This is a genomic window from Pseudomonas sp. BN414 (genome assembly GCF_029871275.1).
Taxonomy (GTDB): domain Bacteria; phylum Pseudomonadota; class Gammaproteobacteria; order Pseudomonadales; family Pseudomonadaceae; genus Metapseudomonas; species Metapseudomonas resinovorans_C.
In genome coordinates this window covers 1-21802 of record NZ_SSOL01000050.1, presented here as the reverse complement: position 1 = coordinate 21802, position 21802 = coordinate 1, and the positions used below count along the sequence as shown (strand labels likewise).

Here is a 21802-nt window from a genome sequence, read left to right as displayed (position 1 = left end):
AGCGCAGTTTCATCCAGTAGAGGCCAGCAGAAAATTGAAATCCTTCCAGCCATCCATAACCGTCTGGTTATGTCAGGCGCCCCTCACGATAGTCCAGCGCCACCTCGCGCAGGGTCTCCACCGCCCATTGCCCCGCCAGGGAAAGTGGTAGGGACGCGTTGCTGCAGATGCCCACGGAACCGCCGGGTTCCTTGAAGCCAAGGTCCAGCTCTGCCAGTTCGCCACTGGCCAGGTCCAGGCGCACGGCATCCAGCGGGGCGATCCACACCGCATCGCCGCTCTGTACATAGCGCCGGCTCAGGGCCAGGGACAGGGTTTCCAGACGCTGGCGTGGCGGGCTGATGCCGCTTTGCACGAAGAAGCCATCGGCATGCTTGCGAATGGTGGTGCCGGCCAGCGGCAGCACCAGGGGGAAACCGTCCAGGGAGCGGCGATCAGCGCCCTCCTCCAGCAGCGGATGGCCGGCACGGACCACCAGGGTCATGGATTCGCTGTACAGGTGCTCGAAGGTCAGGCCGTGGATTTCCGGGTTGTCGGTCACGCGTCCGACCACCAAGTCCAGTTCGCCTACCCGTAACTGCGACAGCAGATAGGCGCCCGGGCCGGTCAATACGCTGACCACCAGGGACGGATGGCTGTGATGCAGACGGCGCACGACTTCCGGCACCAGCAGCCCCTCCACCGTGGAGAGCACGCCAAGGCGCACCGTACCGGCGGCATATTCGCCTTCGCGCAGGCTGTTCACCCCGTCACGCAGGGCCTGCACACAAGGGCCGGCATAGCGCATGAAGGCCAGGCCGGCCTCGGTCAGGCTGACGCCGCTCTTGCTGCGCTCGAACAGGCTGGCATCGAGCACTTCCTCCAGTTCCTTGAGGGTCTTGGAGATAGCCGGCTGGCTTACCGCCAACTGGTCCGCCGCGCGGGCCAGGCTGCCCTGGCGCGCCACTTCGAGGAAGCACAGCAGGTGACGGAATTTGATGCGGGTATCGATGTTCAACGGCGAGATCCTGTTGCGGCTGGCCTGCGAAGGCTAGCGCAAGGACCGGACCCACAGCCAACTCCTATTTGAACCTGGGAAAACCATGCCTGGACCGAACTCGTGTAGGAGCGAGCTTGCTCGCGAAGGATAGCGCTCGGACTGTTCGCGAGCAGAGCTCGCTCCTACAGTGACGAGCGCGCTTACACCGCACATACCTTTCCGGCCAACTCCACACGGCCGAAACGTGCACCGGCCTCCAGCGGCGTAATGGCCAACAGGCGATCCATGCGTACGGAACAGGGACCGTCCTCCACTTCCAGCACGAAGAATTCTTCCTTCTCCGCGCTGGTGTGGGTGGTCAACGCCCTGGCCTCGAACCCGCCGCCGTCCACCAACTCGACCTTCAGCAGGTAGCGATAGAGGCAGGCGATTTCCAGGAAATCGTGCAGGTCGCAATCCAGGGGCTGATACATGGCGGTCTCCTCAGCAGCCTTGCAGCGGAATGATGGAGTAGCCGTGTCGGCCGATGGCTTCGGCCACCTGCGGGTTGGCGATCTCGCTGTGGCAGAACAGGCATTCGCTGGCGGCGATGTCGGCGTCCTGCACACCCCGGCTGGCCAGCCACTCGGCGGCGAAGCGCCCCGCCTGGAGCTTGTCGCCGCCGTCGGTAAGCACGTCGAAGTGCAGGTAACGGCCATCGCGGGTACGGACATGGGTATCGAAGACTTTCACCTGCATTTCGATGCCCTCCTTACTTCAGGTCCGCAATTGCGGCGCCGAAGTTGATGTGCAGCACCTGGTCGTCCACCACCAGGGCGGGCACCGATTTCACACCAGCGGCCTCGGCTTCGGCGACGCGGGCCGGGGCTTCGCCCAGGTGCACCACTTCCACCTTCACTTCAGGGGCGAGCAGGTTGAGGAGGGTCTGTTCAGCGGAAACGCAAACCGGGCAGCCGGCGTGGTAGTAACGGGCGGTAGTCATTTTCAGTCTCCTGATTAATTTGGTATCGATTCGATACGGCAATCAGGTTACCCGGAGAACACCCTTTGTCAATATAGTTTTTACTCGATACTATTTATCGACGGAGGTGAATATGACCACCCTTTTCGATCTGTTCGAACGACTGACCAGCCTGATGCGCATCTGGCACCGCGAGCACCCACTGCTGGCCGATCTCCAGCCAGTGCAGCTCAGCGCACTGGAATACCTGGCGCGCTGCAACCACTACTCGGACACGCCGCTGGCGGTGACCGACTACCTGGGGCTGACCAAGGGCACGGTGTCGCAATCGCTGAAAGCGCTGGAAGCCAAGGGGCTGATCGAGAAGCGCCAGGACCTGCAGGACAAACGCAGCGTGCACCTGGAGCTGACGCCGGCCGCGCGTGAACTGCTGGCTGCGGTGACACCACCGGAATTCCTGGCGAACGCCGAAGCGGCAATGGGGGCGGACGCGGAGCAACTGGAACGGCTGCTGGCTGAACTGCTGCGCACCGTACAGCGCCAGGTGGATGTACCCGGATTCGGCCTCTGCAAGAGCTGCCGCTTTCATCAGCAGCGGGACGGCGACCCCTTCTGCGGGTTGACCCGGGAACCCCTGGCCCGCGCTTCCATCGAGCTGATCTGCCGTGAGCACCAGCCGCGTGAAGATGCGGCCTGATCAGCCCGGCTGGCTGGCCATAGGTAAACCGGAAATGGGGACGGAGGCCGAGAAAGTAGCCTGAAAAGGCTACTAATCCAAAAGAACCCTTTCGAGGCTACATGACGCCAGCCTGGGCCAATTGGGGAGGATGGAAGGCAATGGGAAGTGGAAGCCGCAGGCACTAACCGCGCGCCCGCTCAAGACGGACGCGCAAAGGTATCAGGCAAGGGCATCCCTGCCCTGCTTTCCTCAAGCGCTTTTCTGGAACAGCTCGCGCCCCTCGTCCAGGCACTGATCCACCAGCCACCTGCCATGGGCCAGTGATGCCTGCTGGGCCTTGCCCAGTTCAGCCAGGAAGGAATAGCGAACCGGAAGCGCAATGCGGCGGGTGGTTTGCCCGTCAGGCGCGATGATGTGGCAACCGGCAGCCCAGGGGGTCGGAATGCCCGGATGCTCAAACACATCGGCAACTACGGTGTGGTCGCGGTGAACGCATTGCAGGGTGCTCATGGGGTCTACCTCTTTGTTGAATGCCCGGCGCAATGGGTCGCCCAGTCCGGCAGGCGTGAGTGAAGTTCAACTGAAGGTTGGCGCATGCCTTGCTCTCATCCGGATATAGCACAGGGGGCACTTCGGGACGTTTCAGCTGACCGGGGGTCATGCCATTGGCCTTCCGGGAAATGCGCAGATTGGCTATTTGGCTCGCATGGCCTGCGGACTAACGTAGCGCCCTCCGCGCCCCTGGCGGGACGCCAACCACAACCACCGGCAATGCGGTATTTTTCCAGCCAGTCCCTCGCCGGAGCCATGCATGGAACTGCACATCGTCATCCAGGGCAGCAAGGACCTGTCCGGTCAGCTGTATCGCCAGTTGCGCGAGGCCATCGAGTCCGGCCGCCTGAAGGCCGGCACCCGGCTGCCACCGAGCCGCCTGCTCGCCGAACAGCTGGGTATCTCGCGCAAGACGGTATCCGATACCTATGCCCTGCTCACCTACGACAACCTGCTCATCGGCAAGGTGGGCTCGGGCACCTTCGTCAATGCGCAGTCCGCCGGCCAGGGGCGCAAGCAGGGACACGAATCACTGGCCAGTGCGGCGATCATCTCCAGGTGGCGCAATATCTCCAGCAGCCTGAGCCATCCGTCCCCTGATGCGTTGTTGCGCTACGACTTCCTCGGCGGCGCCACCACCCGCAACCAGTTCCCCCAGGACGACTGGCGCCGCTGCACCCAGCACGCCCTGCGCCAGACCGCGAAATCCCGAGGCCTCTACAGCGAGGCAGCCGGCTTGCCCGCCCTGCGCGATGCCATTGCCCGCCACGTGGCCTTTTCCCGCGGCGTGCGCTGCAACGCCGAGGATGTCGTGGTGTGCAATGGCGCACAGCAGGCGCTGGACCTGCTCGCCCGTGTGCTGATCGAGCCGGGCTGCAGCGTGGCCGTGGAGGACCCTGGCTACCCGCCGGCGCGCCAACTGTTCGCCGCCCAGGGCGCCAAGGTGATAGGCATTCCAGTGGATGCGGAAGGTATCTACGTCGACGCCATTCCCGAAGATGTGCGACTGATCTACGTGACTCCGTCGCACCAGTTCCCCCTCGGCATGCCCATGAGCCAGGCCCGACGCGAAGCGCTGCTGGAGAAAGCCCTGCGCATCGGTGCGGTGATCATCGAAGACGACTACGACTGCGAATTCCGCTACGAAGGCCGCCCCACCGAAACCCTGCAGAGCCTGGACAGCCAGGGTGCCGTGGCTTACGTCGGCACCTTCTCCAAGTCCCTGCAGCCAGAGCTTCGCCTGGGCTACTGCATCCTGCCGCCCGCGCTGATCGCCGCCATTACCGCCGCCAAGCAGCTCGCCGACTGCCACTGCTCGACCCTGATGCAGTGGACCCTGGCCAAGTTCATCGATGAAGGCTGCCTGCTCAAACATATCCGTCGCTGCCACCCGCTCTACACCAGCCGGCGCGAGCGTATCCACGAGCGCTTCAACGGCGACCTCGGACGCTGGTTCGAGCTGGTGCCTTCGGTGGCAGGCTTCCACCTTGCGGTCCTGGCGAAGGTGCCGGTGGACATCGCGCTGCTGGTGGAACTGGCCCGCAAGGTGGACGTCGGCATTTATCCGCTGGCCAGCTTCTCTTACCAGATGCCGCCACGCAGCGGCCTGATGCTGGGCTATGGCGGTATCGAGACCCTGGACATCGACCCGGCGCTGGATCGGGTGCGGGACATTCTGGAGCAGATTGCATAGTTTCAAACGCCCATCCGCTTTTCCTGTGGGGGCGAATTCATTCGCTGGAGGGCAACGCAGTTGCCCCTGGGATGCGTGGGCAGACCTTCGGTCTGCATAGCGAATGAATTCGCCCCCACAAAGGCAGCGCCCCCAAGTTCCGTTCTCAGAATGAAAAAGGGGCTGCACCTGGCAGCCCCTTTTTCACTCAACCCAACCGTCAGCCGCGATCGCGCCAGATGGTCTGCACATTGAGGAATTCGCGCAGGCCGAAGTGGGACAGCTCGCGGCCGTAACCGCTCTTCTTCACGCCACCGATCGGCACGCGCGGGTCGGAGGCGGTGAAGCCGTTGATGAACACCGCGCCGCTGACGATGCGACGAGCCAGCTTTTGTGCCTTGGCGGCATCGGTGGTCCAGAGCGCACCACCCAGGCCGAACTCGCTGTCGTTGGCCAGCTCCACGGCGTGCTCGGCGTCACGGGCGACGATCAGGGATGCCACCGGGCCGAAGATTTCCTTACGGAATGCGGTCATGTCCGGGGTTACATCGGCCAGGATGGTCGGCGCGTAGTAGTTGCCATCACCTTCCAGCTTGTGGCCGCCGAGCAGCAGGGTCGCACCCTCGGCCAGCGTGGCCTGGACCTGACCATCGAGCTCATCGCGCAGATCGAAGCGGGCCATCGGTCCGACGAAGGTGGAATCGGCCTGCGGATCACCGATCTTCAGTGCCTCGACCGCCGCCACGAAGCGCTCGGTGAAGGCTTCGGCAATGGGTGCTTCGAGGATGATGCGCTTGGCGGCTATGCACACCTGTCCAGCGTTGTTGAAGCGGCTGGTGACCGCCGCCTTCACGGCCTGATCCAGGTCGGCGTCGGCCAGGACGATGAAGGGGTCGGAACCACCCAGCTCCAGTACGCATTTCTTCAGTGCAGCACCGGCCTGGGAAGCGATGGCCGCACCGGCACCCACGCTACCGGTCACCGCCACCATGGCGATGCGCGGGTCGGCGATGGCCACCGAAACCAGCGGCGGCTCGACGTTGATCACCTCGAACACACCTTCCGGCAGGCCGGCTTCGGCCCAGGCGGCGCCCAGCAGACGTGCGCAGCCCATGACGTTGGGGGCGTGTTTGAGCACATAGCTGTTGCCGCCGAAGATGATCGGTACCGCGCCGCGCATGACCTGCCACACCGGGAAGTTCCAGGGCATCACGGCCAGCACCGGGCCCAGCGGCAGGTAGGCGACCACGGCTTTGTCGTCCTCTACCAGGGTCGGCTCGTCGGCCACCATGGCGGGACCGTGCTCGGCGTACCACTCGCAGAGCTTGGCGCATTTCTCGATCTCGCCACGGGACTGGCTGATCGGCATGCCCATTTCGGTGGTGGTCATCCGCGCCATGGTTTCGGCGTTGGCACGCAGGGCCTTGGCCATGCGCAGCAGCGCCGCGCTGCGTTCTTCCACGCTGAACCGGCTCCAGGCCTCGAAACCACGCTGGGCGGACACCAGGCTGGCTTCCAGGGCGGCGGCATCCTGGTAGGGATAACGGGCAATTTCTTCGCCGGTGGCGGGGTTGCGGGAGATGGCGGCAGGCTGAGTCATGTTGTCCTCGTTCTACGTGAGAGCCGGTCAGGGCTCGCGATCAGTCATGCGGCGACGTTAAGGCAGCGACCGATTCACGTAAAACGAATAATCCAGAAGAAAGTATTCACAAAAAGAGAATGGATGTCCGACGGCATTCGCCCCGCTTGGGGACTGAAATACTTGCGGATTGCAGGTAGGAGCGAGCTTGCTCGCGAAAGCTCTGTCCCACCGAACCCCGTCTGCTTAACCCTACACCAACCACCCTTCGGCACGTGGACCAACGCCGAAAGGTGGATGGAGAAAAGCGCCATCCACCCTACATGAGCGCGGCCAACCGTCCCTTGCCCCTGTGACCGCGCGTCAGTGGCCAGCTGCGGTGCTGTTCGTCCGGCGACTCGGTGGTGACCACGTATACCCGCTGTTCGTGGCCATGGCGCAGCAACACGCATTGCAGCAGTTTGCCGTCCTCCATGTCGAACCAGCGCGGCTCGCCGTCGTGGGTCATCTCCATGAAACGCTCCACCCGCGCGAGCACCGAAGCCGGATTGAAACGATCCCAGCCTTCGGGCAGCACGCCCTCGCCCTGCAACCAGCCTGTGGCCGGGAGTTCGCCGTGTTCCTGGATCCGACGTCCCCAGGGAATCCACACCACGCCACGCTGCGGGTCACGGATGGGCAATGCCGCATCGGCATCGGGGTAGTTGATGAGTTGCCGGCTCCCTTCGGCCGTGAAGAGCCCACTGACTTCCACTGAATGACACATGACTGCCTCCCCTAGCCGAAGCAATTGTCATCGTTTCCAGGAATGCTGGTTCGGGGTCGGTTGTTGGCATCTCGGTATTTTTTCCCACCCCTGCCGCCTGAGTTTCGTGACCGGGGAACAGGAGTCAAGACGCCGCCAGCCTGGCTTTGACAGGAGGGCCAGAGACGCGACGAAGCGCATTCAGGCCGCGATCCACAACGCCTGCCCAGCCGATTGTCATTATTTTGACTGTGAGCGATTTCACGGTGATATCGTCATGGATTGCCAGGGCTTTGACGGAGATCCCGCCCCTTTCTACCGACTCGGAAGCCCACTCGGATCTTCTGTCCCGACCCAAAAATGAATCCCTGCGGGAGGAGGCGTCTCATGAGCAGGCCCTACCCCATCCACCCGGCGTCCGGCGATTCCCGCAGAACCTTCCTCAAGTTCGCTACAGCGGCAGTGACGGTGCCCTTCATCGGGCGTCCGCTTGGCAGCCTGGCCAGCGACGATGAAGGCGAAGAGGTCCTTCCGGTCATCCCGCCCAGCCCGCCCACCATTCCCTGGACCATCGAACTACCGGAACGGATCACTCCGCTCACCCCCGTACTCCTGTCTCCCGCCCCCACCGAGCAGGCCAATGGTTCAGCCGGAGAGGCCGGCCGAGCGGCGCATCAGCGCTGGGCCGAACTGGCCTACGGGACGACCTACGAACTGACGGCACGGGAAAACCCGCAATGGCTCTTCAATGAAGCCTACCCGCGCCAGCCGATCTGGGGATTCCAGGGCAATGAGGCGGAAGCCATGACGCCAGGACCGGTGATCTTCGCGCGCTATGGCGAGCCTATCGTTGTGCGTATCCGCAATGGCTTGCCCGCCGACCACCAGGGCTTCGGTTCGCCGGAAATCGCCACCCACCTGCACAACGCCCACACAGGATCGGAAAGCGATGGTTTCCCCAGCGATTTCTACAGCCTGACAAAAGCGGGGCCGACGTTGTCCGCCCCGGGGGAATTCCTCGACCACCTCTACGGCAACATCTGCGCCGGCTTCGATGAGCTCCAGAACGGTGTCGGCGACCCGCGTGAGGCGCTGGGCACGCTCTTCTACCATGACCACACAATGGATTTCACGGCGCCCAACATCTACAAGGGCCTGCTGGGTTTCTACCTGCTGTCGGCGACGAGCACGATCCCAACCCAGGCGCGCTGCGTCTTCCCAGCCATCCCCACGACTATCCGCTGGCCTTTGGCGACAAGCGTTTCGCCCCCGACGGCACCCTGTTCTGGAACCAGGTCAGCCCGGAGGGCGTACTGGGCGACAAGATCACCGTCAACGGCATCATCGAACCCGTACTACGCGTCGCCGCCCGCAAATATCGCCTGCGTCTGCTCAACACGGGACCAAGCCGTTTCTACGAGTTCTACCTGGTGGACCGCCGCGGTCGCGACCAGCGCTTCACCTACATCGCCAACGACGGCAACCTGCTGCCCGCGCCCTTGCGCGATCAAACGCGGGTCCGGTTGGCGGTGGCCGAGCGCGGCGACATCGTGGTGGACTTCTCCGCCTACCCGCTGGGAACCGAGCTCTATCTGGTCAACCGCCTCACACACAAGGCCGAAGACACCCGGCAACCCAAGGATGTGCGCAGGCCCGGCGTGCAGGTGCTCAAGTTCATCGTCGACCGCATGCCCCTCGAAGCCGACATCAGTCAGGTACCCGACAGCCTCCGCGAGCTTCGCCCCGTCACTGCCGAGGAGATCGCCGCGGCCCGCATACGACGCTGGGTGTTCGACCGCGACAAGGGACTGTGGTCCATCAACGAGCGCTTCTTCGACCCCAACCAGATCAACGCCCGTATACGCCAGGGCAGCGCCGAAATCTGGGAGTTCATCAACCCCGAGGACGGCTGGGACCACCCCATCCATGTCCACTTCGAGGAAGGTCGCATCATCAGCAAGACGGTGCTGGGCCGCGCCGTGCCGATCCCGCTGCATGAGCAGGGGCGCAAGGATGTCTACGTGATAGGCGAGGACATGACGGTCCGAGTGTTCCTGCGCTTCCGCGACTTCCTCGGCAAGTACGCCCTTCATTGCCACAACCTGATCCACGAAGACCACGCCATGATGGCTCGCTGGGATATCGAGCTGGATACCAGTGGACCATCGCCCAGCAGCGGCAGCGGCATGGCACGCAATGAATCGCCGCCCCCGGGAGGCCGCACATGAACACTCGACGCATGGTAATCGGCGGGCTGGGCCTGGCCGCGCTTGGCGGCGCCCTGGGTTACAGCCTTGCCCCGACATCGCAATCGACGGCGCGCAAGTCCGACGGCCGCTTCCCCAATGTTCCTGTGCAGGCCCATGACGGTCGGCAACTGCGTTTCTACGACGACCTGGTGCGCGGCAAGGTGGTGGCGATCAACATGATGTACGTCCAGTGCGAAGGCAGTTGCCCAGCCATGATCGCCAACCTGCGCAGACTCCAGATCCTCCTCGGCGAGCGCCTGGGGCGCGATGTATTCCTCTACTCCATCAGCCTGCAACCAGCGCTGGATACCGCCGAAGTCCTCAGGGACTACGCCGAACGCCAGAGCGTTCGCCCCGGTTGGCTGTTCCTCACCGGCAAGGAAGCGGATATCCGTCGCCTGCGCTACAGCCTGGGCTTCTACGACCCCGTACCTGAGGTCGACGGCAACCTCGCCAGCCACATCGGCATGCTCCGCATCGGCAACGACCGCACCAACCGCTGGGCCATGGCGCCGGCCCTGTGCGACGCAGAACGCATCATTGCCACCATCAACCATGTGGATACGGCGATGGTGGCGACGGCCTACACGCACATCGCGTCACCGGCCTGATTCCGGCGGAGCGACCTGGTCCGGGTGCAGTTCCCGAAAAAATTTGCCTGGGGATGTAACGCGGCTCGTCATTCCCACTCTCCTGTTTCGAAGGCGGTGATACCGGTCACCCAGCAAGTCCGGGACACCCGTCATCTCGGGCGCTCAGCCCTCATCGACCCATCAGAAACGGAGAGAACAACGATGAAAACCCCGACTGCCAGTGTCGTATCCGCAACCGGTCTCGCCCTTGCCCTGAGCACTGCCCTTGGCCTGGCCATGGCGCCTATGACTGCCCAGGCCGCCGACAACGAGAAATGCTTCGGCGTCGCCATGAAAGGCAAGAACGACTGTGCTGCCGGGGCCGGCACGTCCTGCGCGGGCACCGCGAAGATGGATTACCAGGGCAACGCCTGGAAGTACGTCCCCAGCGGCACTTGCGAGAAGACGGCGTCCCCTTCTTCGCCCACCGGCCATGGCCAGTTGCAGGCCTTCAAGGAAGCGAAGCAGAGCTGACCCCGGCCGGCAGGAGCGCGCACCATGACCCTCTCGTCACAGGCTCCCGCCGGTCGCTTGCCGGCGCGGGCCGGGATTGGGCTGAAGTCCCAGCACCATCGGGACCTGCTCAGATCCCGGCCGGCCCTCGGCTTCCTTGAAATCCATGCCGAGAACTACATGGTGGAAGGTGGCCCCTTCCACCATTACCTGGGGTTGATCCGCGAGGAATATCCGCTCTCCATCCACGGCGTCGGCCTGTCCATCGGTGCCGACCAGCCGCTGGACAAAGCCCATCTCGACCGCCTGGCCGTGCTCCTCCGGCGCTATGAGCCGGCCTCGTTCTCCGAACACCTGGCCTGGTCGACCCATGGCGATTTCTTTTTCAACGACCTACTGCCACTGGCCTACGACCAGGCCAGCATGGAACGGGTCTGCGCGCACATCGACCAGGTTCAGGAGCATCTGCGACGACCGATGTTGCTGGAGAATCCGGCCACCTACCTCGAGTTCATCGATTCCTGCCTGGACGAAGCCGAGTTCATCAGTGAAGTCGTGAAACGTACGGGCTGCGGCCTGCTGCTGGACCTGAACAATGCCTATGTGTCCTGCACCAACCACAATCGCGACGTCCGCGCTTACGCCAACGCCCTGCCCCTGCATGCGGTCGGCGAAATCCACCTGGCCGGGTTCGCCGAGGATTGCGATGCCGACGGTGCGCGCCTGCTGATCGACCATCACGGATCGGCCGTCGATGACGCGGTCTGGGCCCTCTATGACGAAACACTGGAGCGCCTCGGCCCCGTGCCGACGCTGATCGAGCGGGATAACGACATTCCCGCCCTCGACGTGCTGGTTTGCGAGGCAGATCGTGCCGAGCGGCGGCTGAGACGGGAGCTGCCTGCATGAACACCGAAGTTTTCGCCTCCGCCCTGCTTACCGCCGAACCGGACTGCCCACCCGGCCTGCGGACGTGGAACGGCTCTGACCCGATGCGGCGTTTCGCGGTCTATCGCAACAACGTGCTGGCTTCGCTGATCAACTCGCTGGCGGACACCTTTCCAGTGGTGAAGCAACTGGTGGGAGAAGAGTTCTTTGCCGGAATGGCGCGCCTGCATGTGCAAGCCACGCCCCCTCGTTCACCGCTTCTGGCCTTCTACGGTGAAGACTTCCCTGTCTTCATCGCGGCATTCCCACCGGCGGCCAGCCTGCCTTACCTGGCGGACGTGGCGCGACTGGAACTGGCTCAGGTGCATGCCTACCACGCCGCCGACCTGCCACCCCTGGACAACGCCGGCCTTGCCGATGTCCTGGCCGATCCACGAATGCTGCCCGGCATGCAGCTCTGGCTGCACCCATCAGTGGCGGTGATCAACTCCGACTTCGCCATCACCTCGCTCTGGGCCGCCCACCAGGGATTGCTCGAGCTCGCCGTGGTCGACCCCAACCAGCCTGAATGTGCTCTGGTGCTGCGCAATGGCCTGGAGGTGCAGGTCAACCGCATCAGCTCCGGTGCGACTGCCTTCATCCAGGCACTGGGCGCGGGCAGTCCCCTCGGTTCGGCCGTAGGCGCCGCGCTCGCCGTTGATACCGCCTTCGACCTCGGCTCCACCCTCGCCCGCCTGCTGGCGGGCGGTGCCATCACCCGGTTCACCCTCCACAGCGGGAGTCAGATGCCATGAACGCCACCATCCAGATCCACTACAGCCACCTGCCCGCCAAACTGGTGGTCCAGGCCATCGAACTGTGCAAGCGGATTCCCTACAGCCTGGTGGCCTTCGTCGCGCGCTTCTCCATCGCCGCGGTCTTCTGGAAATCCGGACAGACCAAGGTGGAAGGCCTGGCCATCGACCTGGTGGACGGCACCTTCCAGCTGGGTATTCCGCACCTCTCCGCTTCGGCCATCCCGCTGTTCGCGGATGAGTACAAACTGCCCTTTCTCTCGCCAGAGCTGGCCGCCCACCTGGCGGCATTCGCGGAGCACTTCTTCCCGCTGCTGATCCTGTTCGGCCTGGCCACACGTTTTTCCGCCCTGGCCCTGCTGGGCATGACGCTGGTGATCCAGACCTTCGTCTATCCCGACGCCTATCCCACCCACGGAGTCTGGGCTGCCTGCCTGTTGCTGCTGGTCACCCAGGGGCCGGGCGTGCTGTCGATCGATCACCTGATCGCGCGGCGGTATCAGGATTGAATCTCCCGCCGAGCCATACCCGTAGGAGTGCGCCTGGCGGCCTCCCGCTCATGACCTAGGCTTGCAAGGGCGATTCACAAGAATCGGAAGTCGGTCCTGCAGACCCAAGGAGTGCAGTCATGGCGCAGCAGAATCCCGTCAATACCAACCCCCACCAGAAATTGCGCGGCGTGAACCTGGGCGGTTGGCTGGTCCTGGAAAAATGGATGACCCCCAGCCTGTTCGAAGGGCTGCAGGCGACGGATGAAACCACCTGGTGCGCCGAAATGGGGGCCCGCGCCCCGGAAAGGCTGCGGCAGCACTGGAACAGTTTCATTACCCGCGAAGACTTCGTCTGGCTGCATGAGCGCGGAATCAATGCGGTGCGCATTCCCGTAGGGCACTGGATCTTCGGTCCCGATTACCCCTATCACGCCAAGTACGGCGAGAGCCGTCACCCCTTCGTCGAAGGCGGTATCGAGGTACTGGACCGGGCCTTCGCCTGGGCAGCGGAACTCCAGATCAGGATCGTCCTGGACCTGCACGCCGCGCCTGGCTGCCAGAACGGCTTCGATAACGGCGGGATCAAGGATGTCTGCGAGTGGCACACCGACGCGCAGTATCGCGAGCACTCGCTGAAGGTGCTGGAGCGCCTCGCCGAACGCTATCGTGACCAGAGTGCCCTGCATGCCATCGAGGTCCTCAACGAGCCCCGTTGGGATGTACCGACCGACTACCTCAAGGGCTACAACCTGGACGCCTACCAGCGCATTCGCCAGCACTGCAGTGCCGACAAGGTCAGCGTGGTGTTCCATGACGGCTTCCGCGACTACGAGCAGTACCTGGGCTTCATGCAACCACCGGAATTCGCCAACGTGGTGTTCGACATCCATCGCTACCAATGCTTCGAGCGTGGCGACATCGACAGCGATATCTATACCCACATCCACAAGGCCAGCGGCCAGTGGAAAACCGAGGCGGACGGAATCATCCAGCGCCTCGGCATCCCGGCCTATTGCGGCGAGTGGAGCCTGGGGCTGGACCTGAAAGTCGTCTCGCTATGGGCCGAAGGGCCGTTCAACCACGCGCTGGAAAACATGGACAGCTTCCAGAAAGACGTGGCCTATCGCGGCTATGCCGCCGCGCAGTTGCTGACCTATGAGAAGTACCTGGGCTGGTTCTTCTGGAGCTACAAGACCGAGACCACGCCAGCCTGGTGCTTCCGTGAATGCGTCCAGCGCGGCTGGCTGCCCTCAACTTTTTCTTAGCGCCCGCAGTGGCGTGCCATATCCGACCAGGGGCTCCTGCGGCAGGTGATTGAGCAGGAGCCTGCGGTGGTAGTTGCGCTCCAGCCCTGACTGGAAGCTGATGGCCAGCAGCGTCGAGTCCGGCAGCTCGCGATGCAGCATATCCATGAAGTCTTCCTCGTCCCGGGTCTCGAAGGCACTGCTCGCCTCTTCGATGAACACCCAGGTGGGCTGCTGCAGGAACAACCGGGCAATGGCCAACCGCTGCTGCGTACGCAGCGGCAACACGCTCTGCCAGTTGTCGACCTCCTCCATTCGCTTGGCCAGCCAGGCGATGCCCGCGCTTTCCAGGGCATGCAGCATGGCGCCAGTGGCAAAAGTGCCGACGGGCTGCGGGTAGCTCAACACCGCGCGCAGACTGCCGACCGGCAGGAAGGGACGTTGCGGCAGGAAGCAGATGGCCGCGCCCGCCGGCAGCCAGACCTCCCCATGCCCCCATGGCCACAACCCCGCGAGTACCTTGAACAGGCCGATAGTGACCGCCGGATCACCCGAGATCAGCACCCGCTCGCCACGTTGGATCACGACGTTGAGTCCCTCGATCAGGACCTGCCCGTCGGGGTTGGCAATGCACAGGTCGCGCAGCACGATTTCGGCCTGCTGCGACTGCGTCAGGCAAATCCGGTGCTGCGGCTGGGCGGCCTGGTCTTCCAGGTCCTGCAGGTCGTTGTAGAGGCTAATGACACGGTCGGCCGACGCTCGCCAACGCGCCAGTTCGGCCAGGTTGTCGATCGGCCAGGAGAGCGCCGAGGTCAGTTGGTGGAATGCCTGCGCGGCCTGCATCAGGACGCCCAGGGTCATGGCGCCGGAAATGAACTGGGGCGCCATGACGAGGATCGGGAATACCGGCAGCAGCACACCATAGCCCGACGAGAACGACACGATGCCGAGATAGGCCATGGTCTGCCGATACCAGCGGTGCCCCAGTTCAGCGAACTGGCTCGCCGAACTCCGGCGCTCCGCTTCCTCGCCCTGCATCAGTGCAATGGACTCGGAGCTTTCCCGCGCATGGGCCAGTCCGAAACGGAAGTCCGCTTCCGCCGATTGCAACTTGTTGGTGGCGCGGATCAGCGGGCGCCCGAGCAGCATGCCGAACACTGTGCCGGCGCCGGCGTAGGCCACCGCCAGGATCAGCATGTAGCCCGGAACCATCAGGCCAGTTCCGGGGAACTGCACGCTGCCGGTGACCGTCAGCAGGATGTTGGCGAAGGTGCTTAGGATCAGCAGCGAGTAAACCAGCGAATGGGTCAGCGAAATCGCGCTTTCGGTCACGACGTGGATGTCTTCGGCGATGCGCCCGTCGGGGTTGTCATGCTCGCCATGGGTCTGCTGCAGTTGGTAGTGATGCCCACGCGCCATCCACTTGTCGATGAGTCGTTCCGTCAGCCACTGCCGCCAGTCCAGCTGCAACCAGCGCTTGACCCGCATGTGCATCGCCGTGACGCCTACCGTCAGCAGGAGGATCACCACGAAGGTGCCGATCTGCATCAGCAGACGATTCAGCGACCGGGCCTCCAGGGCATCGAACAGCGCGCGGTTCCAGTAGTTGGTCCAGATCACCAGCCCGACCTGGGCCAGGGTGAGCAGCAGCAGCGCCAGGGTGTAGCCACGCGCCTTCCATTTCTCGGCTGAGTTCCAGTACGGCATGACCAGATGCAGGAACTGCCAGCGCGACCTTGCCGCCGGCCGGAACATCTAGCTGCCACTCGATTCAGAGAAAGGACGAACAGGCGATCTGGAAGAGTCAGCCCCCCCCTTGCGCTGCGCACAGGCGACGCAGCCTTTTCCCCATCGCGGGCGAGCCTGTGTTGCCGCCCTGTTCAGCATACGAAGCATCATCTGACCCCCTGCTGCTCGAGGCCGTAGCCTCAGGTTACTCAGCGAACTCCGGGGAGCGCGTTGTCTGCCCTGCCGATGGTTGGCTCTCGGCGAGGGTCTGCCGCGGGGCGTGGCTGCATCGCAGGGACAGACGAGGACAGAGCCTCTGATCTCGGCTCGTCCGCTTCGTTGCATGGCAACGCCGTTAAGGTTGATTCAAGCACACGGAATCTGATCCACCGTTTTTTTCCAGACCGTCGAGCGCCTCTGGCCAAAAAAGGTGGATCGACGGACCTGCCGGATGGGCCGTTGCTTCAGCCGGCACTGCCGATCAGTTGGCTGATCACCGCCCTCAGCTTGCCCGGCTTGACCGGCTTGTTCAGCAATGGCACGCCGAGGCTCTGCAGCTTTCGTCGGCACTGGTCGCTGCGGTCAGCGGTGATGATCACCGCCGGTATTTGCCGCGCGAAGCGTTGGCGAAGGGCCAGAATCACATCGCAACCGACCATGCCGTGGTCCAGGTGATAGTCGACCAGGATCAGGTCCGGGGCCTGATCTTCCAGCACCTCCTGGGCGGTGGCCAGGTCAGTGGCGGTCAGCACTTCGCAGCCCCACTGCCCCAGCAGCGCCGACATGCTTTCGAGAATGTCGGGTTCGTTATCCACTACCAACAGGCGCTGACCGGGCAGTGGATCGCCGGTTACGGAGCGTGGCTCCACCAAGGCCCTCGTCTCGGGCTGCGACGTGGCCAATGGCACTTCGATACTGAACACCGAGCCTCGCCCCAATTGCGATCTAACCTCGACGCGATACGCCAGCATGCTGGCAATCCGGTCGACGATCGCCAGACCGAGCCCAACGCCCTTGCGTTCCGCCGCACGACCGACATCCAGCTGGTTGAACTCCAGGAAGATCGCCTGCAGCTTGTCCTCCGGAATGCCACGACCACTGTCCCAGACTTCCAGGCGCAGATGATCACCACGGCGACGGGCGCCCATCAGGACGCGTCCGCGCTCGGTGTAGCGGCAGGCATTGCTGAGGAAATTACGCAGGATGCGCGTGAGCAGGCGGAAGTCCGTGCTGATGCTCAGGTGCGGAATGCGCACACGCAGCCCCAACCCGGCGGCTTCGGCGACGCTCTCGAACTCCGAGGCCAACGGGCCCAGCACCTCGTCCAGTTGGTAGACATCCACATCCGGCTTGATCGCGGCCTGGTCCAGCTTGGAAATATCCAGCAGGTCGGTCAGCAGGTCCTCGGCCCCTTCCAGGGCCTGGTGGGTGCGCTCCACCAGCTTGTGCTCGGACGCCGGCAGCTCGCGCTCGCGCAGGGTGGAAACCAGCAAGCGCGCAGCGTTCAGCGGTTGCAGCAGATCGTGGCTGGCAGCGGCCAGGTACTTGTCCTTGCTCAGGTTGGCCGCCTCGGCCGCATCCCGGGCCTCGCGCAACTGTTCGTTCAGTGCCTGGAGTTCGCGGGTGCGGTCCAGCACGCGTTGCTCAAGTTCGTCGTTGAGGGTCTGGTAGCGGTTGCGCTCGGCCTCAAGCTCTTCGAGGCGTGCCAGCAGTTCGGGGTAATGGCTCTTGCGCGCGGAGTGACTGCCCAGGCCAAGCAGCCCGGTCAGGGCATCGCGCGGGTCGTCAGAGGGCCTCGGCATACACCACCTCGACATCCCGCTGGCTGGATTCGCGCGGGTTGGTGAGGATGCAAGGGTCGTCCATGGCGTGACGCGAAAGGAACGGAATGTCCGATGTGCCAACGCCATGCAGGCTGAGGGTCTCATGGAAGCCCACCGCGCGCTTCAGCGTCACCAGGTGTTCCACCAGGCGCTGGCGTACCTGGTTCTGCGTCATGCCCCGGCAATCGATGCCGAAGGTCTCGGCGATCACCTTGAAGCGTTCCGGTGCGGCGCTGTAGTTGAAGGCCACCACGTGCTCGACCAGAGCCGCGTTGCACAAGCCATGCGGCAGGTCGAGGAAGCCGCCAAGGCTATGGGACATGGCATGCACGGCGCCGAGGATCGCGTTGGAGAAGGCCAGCCCGGCCTGCATGCTGCCGAGCATGATCTTCTCGCGCAGGGCGATGTCCTGGGGATTGGCGATCATCGCCACCAGATTGCCGTTGATCAGGCGCATGGCTTCCAGCGCATGGGGGTCGGTGAGCGGACCGTGTCCCGTGGAAACGAAGGCCTCGATGGCATGAACCAGGGCGTCGATGCCGGTACAGGCCGAGAGGAACGGGTCCATGCTCAGGGTCGTTTCCGGGTCGATCAGCGACACGTCGGGCACCACCGCCTTGCTGACGATGGAGAACTTCATCCGCTCCTGCTGGTTGGAAATGATCACGAACTGCGAAACGTCGGCCGAAGTGCCGGCGGTGGTCGGGATCAGGATCAGCGGCGGGCTGGGCACCGTGAGGGTGTCCACGCCCTCGAATTCGAGAATGCTGCGGCCATGGGCAACCACGATGCCGATGCCCTTGGCGCAATCCATCGGGCTGCCGCCCCCCACGGCGACGATCACGTTGCAGCCCATGGTGCGGTAGAAGTCGGCCCCCTGCATCACCTCTTCGACGCGGGGGTTGGGCGATACCTGGGTGTAGAGGCAATGATCGATGCCCTGGGCCTGGAGGCTGGCCTCCACATCAGCGACCCAGCCCGCGGCTTGCACGCCGGGGTCGGACACCACCAGCACCTTGCGGGCGCCGAAGGTACTGGCGTAGTTGCCGACATTGTGCCGGCAGCCGGCGCCGAAAATGATCTCGGGAGAAACGAACTTGCGAAGCGAGCTGATATCGTGACGCATCAAACGGCTCTTTCTTGTAGTTATGCGGTGAGTAGGACCCAGCCTACTGGATTCACGGGGCTTTTCAATCAGACCTTGGGAGCTTTCCTTGGCCCCACATCCTCCATTCCTGCCTTTGTGGGAGCGAATTCATTCGCGATTGCTTTTAACGCCGATAGACAGGCCTTCGGCCTGCTTCGCGAATGAATTCGCTCCTACAGGAAAACCAATGCGGGCTCGGCCCCCCCTGACATTCCGCTACCGGTTGTAGGGGCGATTTCAGTTGTGGGGGCGATTTCAATCGCTAAGCGGACCGCAGGTTCGCCCTTCCGCCTTCCAGGGGGCAGCTGCGCTGCCCTTGGCGAATGAATTCGCCCCCACAGGAAACCGATCACGGCCTACATCAGCCCCCGATAGAACGCCAGCTCCGCCTCCAGCGCATGGGCCAGGTTGGTGGCCTGGCGGAATCCGTGGCGCTCCTCCGGGTAGACATGGCACTCCACCTGCCGACCCGCTTCCTTCAAGGCTGCAACCATGCTGGCGGTCTGCTCTGGCACCACTACCGCGTCCTGGCCGCCCTGAAAGAAGATCACTGGTGCACCGATTTCGCCCGCCCGTAAAACCGGCGTACGTTGCCGGTAGCGCTCAGCGTCCTGTTCAGGATCGCCGATCAGCCAGTCCAGATAGTCGGCCTCGAACTTGTGAGTCTTCTCGCGCAAAACCAGCGGGTCGCTCACGCCGTAGTAACTGGCGCCACCGCGAAATGGCGTGTCCCCGACCAACGCCAGGAGCGTGGTGAAACCACCGGCGCTGGAGCCACGAATGAAGGCCCGCTCAGGGTCCACCAGCCCCAGCCCGGCGAGGTGCATCAGCAGCGCTTTGGCGTCTTCCACGTCCAGTTCGCCCCAACCGCCAGCCAGTCGTTGTCGATAAGCGCGACCAAAACCGCTGCTGCCCCGGTAATTGACGTCGGCCACCGCAAAGCCGCGCTGGGTCCAGAACTGGATGCGCGGGTCGAACACGGGCTGGCAGGCGGAGGTCGGGCCGCCGTGGCAGAACACCAGCAATGGCGGACACTCGCCTTCCGGACCGCGATGGGTTGTGTTGCAGGGCGGATAGAAGAAACCGTGAGCACTCTCTCCATCGCCCACGGCGAACTGCAACGGTCGGGGCCGAGCGATTTCGTCGGCCGACAGTTCCGTGCCGCCGCCAGCCAACACCTGGACACTCGCATCCTTGCGGTCGATGGCCAGCACGGCGCTGGCGTTTTCCGGCCCGGCGGCAATGCAGTAGTAATGCCCTTCGTCCGCAGCCAACTGCCGAAAGCGACTGTATCCGGTCGCCAGCAACTGGCAGTCGTCGCCGACCAGATCGCTCTGGTCATCGGCCAACCAACTCCGCAGCCCCGCCTCTGGCAGGTAGCTGCATAAACCCAGTTGCCAAGGCGCCGGGGCGTGATCGGCGTGGGCAGCCGGCAAGGGGCGCAGTTGATCGCCCTCCAGCGCCCAGGGCTGCCACCAGCCATTGCAATCGCTCAGGCAGTGCAGGCGCCCCTCGGTATCGAAGCGTGGCTGTTGCAGGGATTCACTGCCATCCGCTCCTGCCACAACGTTGATCGGTCCCCAGGCATCCCCATTACGCCGGCGCAGGCAAAGCCGTGTTTCCGTCCAGGGCTGCGCAGGACGGCTCCAGTCGATCCAGGCGAGGGTCTGTCCATCCGGACTGAGACGTGGCGCGGCATAGAAATCGGCGCCCTCGACCAGCACCTGACGTTCGCCGTCAGCCAGAGCAATCGCCACCAGCCGATGGGTGCCCTGTTCTTCCTCCACCGCCAGCACACACTGCTCCGCGCTCCAGAGATCGCCGTAGCGAGCGTCGGGATTTCGCGTCAGGACAGCCGGAGCCCCGGAGAACGGCTGGAGGTAGAGCTGCTGGTCAGTCTCATTGACGAACACCACCCCGCCCGGCACCAGGCAGAAGGCACCACCACCATATTCGTAGACCCGGCTGCGCAGCGAGTGGCCATCGGGCGTGATGCAACTCGCCTCCCCCGCTTGCCAGCGCCAGAGCGTGGTGCGCCCATCAGCGGGGTCGAACAGCGTCCAGAACAGCCCCGCCGGGCTACAGCGCAGTTCAGCGAAGTCGCGGCTTGCGGCGACAGCACATTCCGCGCTCCAGGGGCTGTCCCAGAAGCCGAAGGGACGGATTTCAGGCGCGACAAATGATGTTCGAGGTTCGCTCATTGCGGTAGGTCAGTTGCTCCAGGGTCCGAGGAGCATGCTCCGCTTCTTCCCGGGCCGCCAGTATCTGGCCATGGTGGCGCGACTTGGAACAGACCGGGTCGGCATTGCTGGCGTCACCGGTGAGCAGGAAGGCCTGGCAGCGGCAGCCGCCGAAGTCCTTTTCTTTCTCGTCGCAGGAGCGACACGGCTCGGGCATCCAGTCATAGCCGCGAAAGCGGTTGAAGCCGAAGGACTCGTACCAGATGTGCCGCAGCGAGTGCTCCTTCACATTGGGGAACTGCACCGGCAACTGGCGCGCGCTGTGGCACGGCAGCGCGGTGCCGTCCGGGGTGATATCGAGGAACAGGCTGCCCCAGCCGTTCATGCAGGCCTTGGGGCGTTCCTCGTAGTAGTCCGGGGTGACGAAGATCAGCTTGCAGGGGTGCTTTTCCGCCGCCAGCCTGGCCCGATACTCATTGGTGATGCGCTCGGCGCGCTGCAATTGTTCGCGCGTCGGCAGCAGCCCGGCGCGGTTTAGTTCGGCCCAGCCATAGAACTGGCAGATGGCGAGTTCGACGAAGTCCGCCTGCAGTTCCAGGCACAGCTCGATGATCCGCTCGATCTGGTCGATGTTGTGCCGGTGGATGACGAAGTTCAGCACCATCGGGTAGCCCTGCGCCTTCACCGCGCGGGCCATCGCCAGCTTCTGCGCGAAGGCCTTGCGCGAGCCGGCCAGCAGGTTGTTCACCGCCTCGTCGGCGGCCTGGAAGCTGATCTGGATATGGTCCAGCCCGGCGTCCTTGAAGGCTTCGATGCGCGCCTCGGTGAGGCCGATGCCGGAGGTGATCAGGTTGGTGTAGTAACCCAGCTCGCGGGCGGCACGGATCAATTCCTCAAGATCCTGGCGCACCAGCGGCTCGCCGCCGGAAAAGCCCAGCTGCGCGGCGCCCAGTTCGCGGCCCTGGCGGAACACCTCGATCCACTGCGCCGTCGTGAGCTCCTCGCC

At 63.9% G+C, this 21802-nt stretch carries 22 protein-coding genes; 9 read left to right on the top strand and 13 right to left on the bottom strand.

Annotated elements, in window-relative coordinates:
* Positions 1 to 67: 67 nt before the first annotated feature.
* From pcaQ to E8E95_RS09795, 4 genes are all read right to left on the bottom strand, one after another.
* Positions 68 to 997, bottom strand: coding sequence for a pca operon transcription factor PcaQ (gene pcaQ / locus E8E95_RS09810; RefSeq protein ID WP_280349656.1), 930 nt, complete (start codon positions 995 to 997; stop codon positions 68 to 70).
* Positions 998 to 1179: 182 nt separating this feature from the next.
* A complete protein-coding gene (locus E8E95_RS09805; RefSeq protein WP_280349655.1) occupies positions 1180 to 1452 on the bottom strand; it encodes a Rho-binding antiterminator in 273 nt (90 codons plus the stop codon).
* Positions 1453 to 1462: 10 nt separating this feature from the next.
* Positions 1463 to 1717: a DUF2024 family protein gene (locus E8E95_RS09800; RefSeq protein WP_280349654.1), complete on the bottom strand. Its 255-nt coding sequence runs from the start codon at positions 1715 to 1717 to the stop codon at positions 1463 to 1465.
* 13 nt (positions 1718 to 1730) lie between these two features.
* Complete coding sequence (locus tag E8E95_RS09795; RefSeq protein ID WP_120650993.1) at positions 1731 to 1961, bottom strand: glutaredoxin domain-containing protein; 231 nt, start codon at positions 1959 to 1961, stop codon at positions 1731 to 1733.
* 106 nt (positions 1962 to 2067) lie between these two features.
* Here E8E95_RS09795 and E8E95_RS09790 point away from each other — a divergent pair, with 106 nt between their 5' ends.
* Complete coding sequence (locus E8E95_RS09790; RefSeq protein ID WP_280349653.1) at positions 2068 to 2637, top strand: MarR family winged helix-turn-helix transcriptional regulator; 570 nt, start codon at positions 2068 to 2070, stop codon at positions 2635 to 2637.
* Between the two features lie 231 nt (positions 2638 to 2868).
* On the opposite strand, the gene E8E95_RS09785 is transcribed toward E8E95_RS09790, so the two are convergent.
* Positions 2869 to 3129, bottom strand: coding sequence for a hypothetical protein (locus E8E95_RS09785; RefSeq protein WP_077527223.1), 261 nt, complete (start codon positions 3127 to 3129; stop codon positions 2869 to 2871).
* Positions 3130 to 3430: 301 nt separating this feature from the next.
* On the opposite strand from E8E95_RS09785, the gene E8E95_RS09780 reads away from it, so the two are divergent.
* Positions 3431 to 4864 (top strand): PLP-dependent aminotransferase family protein, encoded by a 1434-nt coding sequence (locus tag E8E95_RS09780; RefSeq protein ID WP_280349652.1) that lies wholly within the window; start codon positions 3431 to 3433, stop codon positions 4862 to 4864.
* A gap of 199 nt (positions 4865 to 5063) precedes the next feature.
* Here E8E95_RS09780 and E8E95_RS09775 read toward each other — a convergent pair whose 3' ends face one another.
* The 3 genes from E8E95_RS09775 to E8E95_RS09765 form a co-directional block, all read right to left on the bottom strand.
* A complete protein-coding gene (locus tag E8E95_RS09775; protein ID WP_280349651.1) occupies positions 5064 to 6443 on the bottom strand; it encodes an aldehyde dehydrogenase family protein in 1380 nt (459 codons plus the stop codon).
* 298 nt (positions 6444 to 6741) lie between these two features.
* A complete protein-coding gene (locus tag E8E95_RS09770; protein ID WP_280349650.1) occupies positions 6742 to 7188 on the bottom strand; it encodes a hypothetical protein in 447 nt (148 codons plus the stop codon).
* Positions 7189 to 7812: 624 nt separating this feature from the next.
* Positions 7813 to 8280, bottom strand: a complete 468-nt coding sequence (locus E8E95_RS09765) for a hypothetical protein (RefSeq protein WP_280349649.1) — start codon at positions 8278 to 8280, stop codon at positions 7813 to 7815.
* 317 nt (positions 8281 to 8597) lie between these two features.
* On the opposite strand from E8E95_RS09765, the gene E8E95_RS09760 reads away from it, so the two are divergent.
* The 7 genes from E8E95_RS09760 (at position 8598) to E8E95_RS09730 (ending at position 13939) form a co-directional block, all read left to right on the top strand.
* Positions 8598 to 9395: a multicopper oxidase domain-containing protein gene (locus E8E95_RS09760; RefSeq protein WP_280349648.1), complete on the top strand. Its 798-nt coding sequence runs from the start codon at positions 8598 to 8600 to the stop codon at positions 9393 to 9395.
* Positions 9392 to 10027: an SCO family protein gene (locus tag E8E95_RS09755; protein WP_280349647.1), complete on the top strand. Its 636-nt coding sequence runs from the start codon at positions 9392 to 9394 to the stop codon at positions 10025 to 10027. The genes E8E95_RS09760 and E8E95_RS09755 overlap by 4 nt, the downstream gene beginning before the upstream one ends.
* A gap of 183 nt (positions 10028 to 10210) precedes the next feature.
* The gene (locus E8E95_RS09750; RefSeq protein ID WP_280349646.1) at positions 10211 to 10522 is read left to right on the top strand and encodes a DUF2282 domain-containing protein; all 312 of its coding nucleotides are present in this window, start codon (positions 10211 to 10213) and stop codon (positions 10520 to 10522) included.
* Positions 10523 to 10546: 24 nt separating this feature from the next.
* Positions 10547 to 11410 carry a DUF692 domain-containing protein gene (locus tag E8E95_RS09745; RefSeq protein ID WP_280349645.1) on the top strand — a complete coding sequence of 288 codons (864 nt, stop codon included), beginning with the start codon at positions 10547 to 10549 and terminating at the stop codon, positions 11408 to 11410.
* A complete protein-coding gene (locus E8E95_RS09740; protein WP_280349644.1) occupies positions 11407 to 12183 on the top strand; it encodes a DNA-binding domain-containing protein in 777 nt (258 codons plus the stop codon). Before E8E95_RS09745 ends, E8E95_RS09740 begins: the two co-directional genes overlap by 4 nt.
* Entirely contained in the window at positions 12180 to 12692 is a 513-nt protein-coding gene (locus tag E8E95_RS09735) for a DoxX family protein (protein ID WP_280349643.1), read from the top strand. Before E8E95_RS09740 ends, E8E95_RS09735 begins: the two co-directional genes overlap by 4 nt.
* A gap of 119 nt (positions 12693 to 12811) precedes the next feature.
* A complete protein-coding gene (locus E8E95_RS09730; protein ID WP_280349642.1) occupies positions 12812 to 13939 on the top strand; it encodes a cellulase family glycosylhydrolase in 1128 nt (375 codons plus the stop codon).
* On the opposite strand, the gene E8E95_RS09725 is transcribed toward E8E95_RS09730, so the two are convergent.
* The 5 genes from E8E95_RS09725 to pqqE form a co-directional block, all read right to left on the bottom strand.
* A complete protein-coding gene (locus E8E95_RS09725) occupies positions 13925 to 15625 on the bottom strand; it encodes an ABC transporter ATP-binding protein/permease (RefSeq protein WP_280349641.1) in 1701 nt (566 codons plus the stop codon). The genes E8E95_RS09730 and E8E95_RS09725 overlap by 15 nt on opposite strands.
* A 485-nt stretch (positions 15626 to 16110) precedes the next feature.
* The gene (locus tag E8E95_RS09720) at positions 16111 to 17448 is read right to left on the bottom strand and encodes a hybrid sensor histidine kinase/response regulator (protein ID WP_280349640.1); all 1338 of its coding nucleotides are present in this window, start codon (positions 17446 to 17448) and stop codon (positions 16111 to 16113) included.
* Entirely contained in the window at positions 17432 to 18595 is a 1164-nt protein-coding gene (ercA, locus tag E8E95_RS09715) for an alcohol dehydrogenase-like regulatory protein ErcA (protein ID WP_280349639.1), read from the bottom strand. Before ercA ends, E8E95_RS09720 begins: the two co-directional genes overlap by 17 nt.
* 377 nt (positions 18596 to 18972) lie before the next feature.
* Complete coding sequence (locus E8E95_RS09710; protein WP_280349638.1) at positions 18973 to 20817, bottom strand: prolyl oligopeptidase family serine peptidase; 1845 nt, start codon at positions 20815 to 20817, stop codon at positions 18973 to 18975.
* On the bottom strand, positions 20783 to 21802 hold a 1020-nt coding region (pqqE, locus tag E8E95_RS09705; RefSeq protein ID WP_280349637.1), incomplete at its 5' end, for a pyrroloquinoline quinone biosynthesis protein PqqE. The genes pqqE and E8E95_RS09710, both read right to left, overlap by 35 nt.